The organism is Roseiarcus sp., from assembly GCF_049514155.1.
In the GTDB taxonomy this organism is placed as follows: Bacteria; Pseudomonadota; Alphaproteobacteria; order Rhizobiales; family Beijerinckiaceae; genus Roseiarcus.
On sequence record NZ_JBEKVH010000202.1, the window covers coordinates 1 to 5,687 of the forward strand.

6 protein-coding genes are annotated in these 5,687 nt (G+C 59.9%); all 6 read left to right on the forward strand.

Annotated features, from left to right (window positions below; genetic code table 11):
• A partial coding sequence (locus ABSF49_RS19620) for a hypothetical protein (protein ID WP_424114321.1) occupies positions 1-229 on the forward strand: 229 nt, incomplete at its 5' end.
• 22 nt (positions 230-251) lie between these two features.
• Entirely contained in the window at positions 252-1,280 is a 1,029-nt protein-coding gene (locus ABSF49_RS19625) for a LacI family DNA-binding transcriptional regulator (protein ID WP_424114322.1), read from the forward strand.
• Positions 1,281-1,596: 316 nt separating this feature from the next.
• Positions 1,597-2,565 carry an ABC transporter permease gene (locus tag ABSF49_RS19630; protein ID WP_424114323.1) on the forward strand — a complete coding sequence of 323 codons (969 nt, stop codon included), beginning with the start codon at positions 1,597-1,599 and terminating at the stop codon, positions 2,563-2,565.
• On the forward strand, positions 2,562-4,079 hold the full coding sequence (locus ABSF49_RS19635) for a sugar ABC transporter ATP-binding protein (RefSeq protein ID WP_424114324.1): 1,518 nt from the start codon (positions 2,562-2,564) through the stop codon (positions 4,077-4,079). The genes ABSF49_RS19630 and ABSF49_RS19635 overlap by 4 nt, the downstream gene beginning before the upstream one ends.
• Positions 4,076-5,041 carry an ABC transporter permease gene (locus ABSF49_RS19640; RefSeq protein ID WP_424114325.1) on the forward strand — a complete coding sequence of 322 codons (966 nt, stop codon included), beginning with the start codon at positions 4,076-4,078 and terminating at the stop codon, positions 5,039-5,041. The genes ABSF49_RS19635 and ABSF49_RS19640 overlap by 4 nt, the downstream gene beginning before the upstream one ends.
• Positions 5,042-5,109: 68 nt before the next feature.
• Positions 5,110-5,687: sugar ABC transporter substrate-binding protein (locus tag ABSF49_RS19645; RefSeq protein ID WP_424114326.1), on the forward strand; the 578-nt coding region annotated here is incomplete at its 3' end.

Consider the following 5,687-nt stretch of genomic DNA (forward strand, 5'->3'; position numbering starts at 1 on the left):
ATCCTGGCAACGGTATATACCGAAGACGCCCACGCGACTTCCTGAAACATGGTCGAGCACCCCGTCAGTTATAAAAACGCTCGATTTGCTGACGCCGCTACCAACAAAGAGAGCGGTGGATTGCGACGCGGATTTGCGTCGCGACCTTGCGCTCGCGTCGCTGGCCGTCGCAGAAGGCATATTGACTCCAAAAGGCGGGGCGAATAAACAGTGGAATAACGTTTCATAATAAACAATACGAGTTGGGGGAAATGCGCGGCAAGCCGACCATGAACGATGTCGCAATTGAAGCGGTGGTTTCGCTCGGCACGGTGTCCAAGGTTCTGCGGGGCGACATGACGGTCGCCGCAGAGTTGCGCGAGCGCGTTCTTGGGGCGTGCCGGAGCTTGAACTACCAGCGAAATTGGATCGCTGCGAGCTTACGAAACCGGCAGACGCACACGATCGGAATCGTTATTCCGGACATCTTGAACACCTTCTACGCGGCGCTCGTCGAGAAACTCGAGAATCTCGCGTCGGCCGGCGGCTATACCATCGTGATTGTGACAACAGGGGAAGAGCCGCAACGGGCGCTGCAGCGCATCAATGTGGTCAAGGAGAGACAGGTCGACGGCGTGATCATCATACCGTCAGTGGGCGGCTCCGAGACGCTGGCGTCTTCAATCGGTTCTGACATGCCGTGCGTGATTGTCGACCGCGTTGCCGCTGAAAATCCTTTTCCGAGCGTCGCCACCGACAATTTCGATGCAGCCTACCAGGGCGCGAAGTATCTGTTGTCTCTAGGCCACAGACACGTCGCCATCGCCGCGAACACGCCGCGGCTCTGGAATACTTACCAGCGCATTGCCGGATTTGAGCGGGCCATGATTGAGGGCAAAGGGAGGGCCGACGTCAGGATCGTCGGGATGACGGTCGAGGAAGCCCGGATCTCGCTCGAGGCTCTATTTCGGGAGCGGGAACGGCCGACCGCGCTCTTCACGTCCAACAACCTTGTCACTCTTGGCGCCATCGGCGCCCTGCGCAACTGCGGCGTCAACATGCCGCGCGAGATGTCGCTCCTAGCATTTGACGATTTCGAGTGGCTGAGACTGCTACGGCCGGCAATAAGTGCGATCAACCAGCCAGTGGATCAGATAGCCGTGGAAGCTTGGCGTCTCTTGTCCCATCAAATTGGCCGGCGACAGATTTCGAACCCGGACGTTCGCGCGGCTGGGCAGTTGATTATACGCGAGTCCACCGCGCAGTACGTGCAGATCGGCAAAAGAGCGGTGGCGCGGTGAGCGGGTGCGCAGGCGAGGGGCGTCTCTATCGCCGGCGGCGGTCGCGGTTTGGTTTGCGTGCGGCGGCGGATCCACAGTGCGGCAGATCCCCGAGGGTGATCGGCCGGGGTACAGCATCGCGTCGTCGCGCCAGGGAGACTTAGCAAGACTGCGGTTGGTGACGCTGCGTCGAAAAGTCATATCGCGTGAGCCGGCAAATCAAGATATAACGTTTCACAGACGCTTCAATATGTAACGTTTCACAACACCAAGCTGCGCAAAGGGTGGGAACAGGCACGATGAACGGGCTCAAATTTGCTCGGCGGGGGATCGCTCTATGGCCGTGACGCAGATTGCGCCGACCCCGACATTCGTCTGGCCGTCGCGACAGCGCGTCGCGTCCGCCGTATTAGTCATCGCCACGCTCATCGCGATCAGCGTCTACGCGCCGAGTTTCTTTCGCTATCACAATATCATCAACGTCCTTCTGCAGGCGTCGCTGCTGGGCCTGCTGGCGATCGGCATGACCATCGTCATGATCGACGGCGGTATCGATCTGTCGCTGCCGGCCAACACGGCGATGGGCGCTGTGCTCGGCGCTCTCTACATGAGGGCGGGCGGCGACTGGGCGCTCGGCGCCTTGATCATGATTGCGACTGGCGTTGTGATTGGTTTCGTCAACGGCTTCGCTGTCGCGCACCTCAAGATGATTCCATTCGTCGTCACGTTGGCGACGATGACGGTCGTATCAGGCGCGTCGATCTGGATGACGAATTCGCTCAGCATCTCGCAACTGCCCGATTCGTTCGTCGAACTATTCGACGCCAGGCCTCTCTTCGGCGTGCCCGTCACCGTGCTGATCGTAGCCGCTCTCGCCGCAGTAATCGCGATGCTTATGCGCTCGTCGGTGGTTGGTCGCTGGGCTTATGCAGTCGGGATCAATGAGCGGGCGGCGCGGGTCGCCCGCATTCCGATCAGGCGCGTCATTCTCGCAAGCTATATGTTCTCTGGCCTAATGGCCGGTCTCACAGCTGTGCTGCTCACCGCGCGCCTTGGCTCGGCTTCGGCCAACATGGGCAATGATGGCGTGGTGCTCGACATCGTGTCCGCTTGCGTCGTTGGCGGCGTCAGCATCTACGGCGGCTCCGGTCGTGTTTCTGGCGCGTTGTTTGGCGCCTTATTGATCACGATCCTGTCGAATGCGATGAACCTCATCGGCGTGTCCTACTATCTGAGCCTCATCGTCAAAGGCGCGGTCATCATTGCCTTTGTCGCCATCGACGGCCGCAAAGAGAGCAAGTCATGAGCGCGCCGCAAAGGTCCCTCCGCATGGAGGGGATTTCGAAAGCCTTCGCTGGGATCGCAGCCGTGCGGAACGCGAGCTTGGAGGCGCGTGGCGGCGAAGCGATGGCCATTATGGGCGCCAACGGCGCCGGCAAATCGACCTTGATGAACATTCTCGGCGGCGTCGTAGCCAGCGATAGCGGTCAGATCGTACTCGACGGCACCGCAGTGACAATGCGCTCGCCTCGCCAGGCCACGCAGCAAGGCGTCGCCTTCGTTCACCAGGAACTGGCGATGCTCCCGACACTGACCGTGGCGGAAAACATATTCATTGATAGTTTGCCGTCAGCAGGGCCGTTCGTTCGCACTCGTGAAATGGTGCGCCGGTCCAAGGCCTTGCTCGCACGGCTTGGCTGTTCGATTCCACCGACCATGCCAGTCGAGCAGCTCAGCATCGGCGATCAACAGCTGATCGAGATTGCGCGGGCGCTTCGGCAAGAGGCCAGGGTCATCATCTTTGACGAGCCGACCTCCTCCTTGAGCGGCCCTGAGCGGCAGAGGCTTTTCAACGTCATCCGCGGCCTGAAGGGGAGCGGCGTCGTCATCATCTACATCACGCACTTTCTCGAGGAGATCTTCTCGATCTGCGAGCGCGTCACAATCATGCGCAACGGCGAGACTGTGTGGTCGTCGCCGATTTCCGAGGTCGATCCGGCAAAAGTCGTCCATCTGATGCTGGGAGTGTCGGAAAACGAAGGGCGCATTCGCGCGCCAGTCGAAATCAAGGGCGAGCCATTGCTGGCGGTCAAAGGACTGAGACGCGAAGGCGCCATCCGAAATGTTGATTTCGAAATCCGCAGCGGGGAGATCGTCGGTCTCTGGGGCCTGTTGGGCTCCGGACGCACCGAACTGTTGCGCGCCCTTGTCGGGCTCGACCCCGTAGACGACGGAACAATATCATGGAGAAGCGGAGAGAGCTTCGAGCCGATCACACCCGAGCAACTCCGAGTCCATGTCGGTCTGATCACGGAGGACCGGCGCGGCGAAGGCGTTCTTTTGCCGCTCTCTGTCTCAGATAATATCGCGCTGCCGAATCTGAAATCGTTGCTCAATAGGTGGCGGCTTATCGACGCCAGTCGCCAAGTTGCGTTGGCTGACTCCATGATCGACCGGCTGAAGATTAAGGCGTCGAGCCGAGATCAGATCGTCGCTACGCTGAGTGGGGGCAATCAGCAGAAAGTCGTGTTCGGGCGATGGCTGGCGACCAACCCGCGTCTGTTCCTCCTGGACGAGCCGACTCGCGGTCTCGACGTCAGCGCGAAGACAGAAATCAACCGGTTGATTGTCGAATTAGCGGAGAAGGGATGCAGCGTGTTGCTGGTTTCGTCCGAGCTTCAGGAATTGATGCGCGTCTGTGACCGCTATCTCATCATTAGCCGCGGCAGACTGGTCGACGCGTTGCCGGGTTCCGCCAACACGAACGCGCTGATGCAATCGATCGCGACGATCGACAAGGACCTCGAGGACGCAGCGTGACCGCCAGACAGAAAATTGTCGACTTTCTATTTCGACGCGGCTTCTTCGTCGTGTTTGCGCTCATTTTCGCCTTCTTCTCTTTGGCCACGTCGCATTTCTTTCGGGCGGACAATATCCTCAACATCTTCAGCGCTATGGATCCACTCGCGATCACCGCTTCGGGGGTGGCGTTGGTGGTGATGTCGGGCCGGCTTGATATTTCCGTCGGATCGACCGCCTTTCTGTCCTGTGCGATCGGCGCCCTGCTGATAAACCAGAACGATCTCAATCCCGTGCTAGCCGCGCTCATCGTCGTCTGTTGCGGCGCGCTGCTCGGCGCGATCAACGGATTCATTGTGGTCGTGCTGAACGTCAACGCTCTCGTCGCGACGTTGAGCACGATGATTGCCTACAGGGGGGTGGCGCTTGCGCTTACCGACGCGTTGCTGGTGCAGCTGCCGCCGCCAATCCGGTTCCTTGGCAATACCAGGGTTGGGCCGGTCCCTGTCGATATCTTCGTGATGCTGGTGGTCCTGGTGCTCGTGCATCTACTGCAAACCAGGACGGCCTTCGGACGTCAGATTATGGCGATCGGCAACGACATCACCGTCGCGCGGAAGATTGGGCTCCCGGTCGATCGCACAGGGTTCTTCAGCTTCGTGCTTGCAGGTGTGCTCGCGTCCATCGGCGGAATGCTCACCACAATTCAGAACGGCGCTGTCAGCCCCTTCCTCGGGAACGGACTGGAGTTCACGGCGGTCGCTGTCGTGGTTGTCGGCGGAATCAGTCTGCTCGGCGGCCGCGGCGCGATTCTGTTCAGCGTTATTCCCGGCGCTTTCATCTTCGAGATGATTCGCAACGGGCTCACCAATCTCGGCGCCGATCCCTATTCCTACCGGCTTGTCGGCGGCGCCGTGATCTTCGCAGCGATGTACGCGGATGCGCTGAAAAGCGGGCGGTTCTCCATGGGACGAAGACTCTGAGCTCCAAGGCCTAACGCCGACCGACGAAAGCGTTCGATAGCCCAACGATTCAATGAGAGGAAACGACCATGAAACGTTATATCTCAACTGCCTGCGCCGCGTTGTTCCTGTGCGGGTCAGCCGCCGCCCACGCGGACGCATTGAAGCCCCTAAAGGTGGGCTTTTCTCTCGACACAAAGGAGTCTTCGCTCGAGACAGCCTGGGTCGATTTCCTGAAGTCTGAGGGCGAAAAGCAGGGAAAGGCTGCGGGTTTCGACATCCAATGGACGATCAACGTTGCGAACGCCGATCCAACGCGCCAAGCCGCGAACATCGACGATCTCATCACGCGCGGCGTCGACGTCATCATCGCGCGCGCCTTCGACTCCGGCGCGATTGGGACCTCAATCAAGGCCGCCAAGGAAGCGGGGATTCCCTTCATCACGTTCGATCGAGGCTCGACGAGCGGAAAGCCCACCGCACACGTCGGCGGGGACAGCTACGACGAAGCCAAGACGACCGGCGAGGCCTTCGCCGAAATTCTGAAGAAGGCCGGCGTCCACGGCAAGTGCATCGAACTCCAAGGCATGCTGACTGACATCAACGCGGTGCACCGCACCCAAGCCTGGAACGAGGTTGGCAAAGCGACGGGACAATACGAGACCGT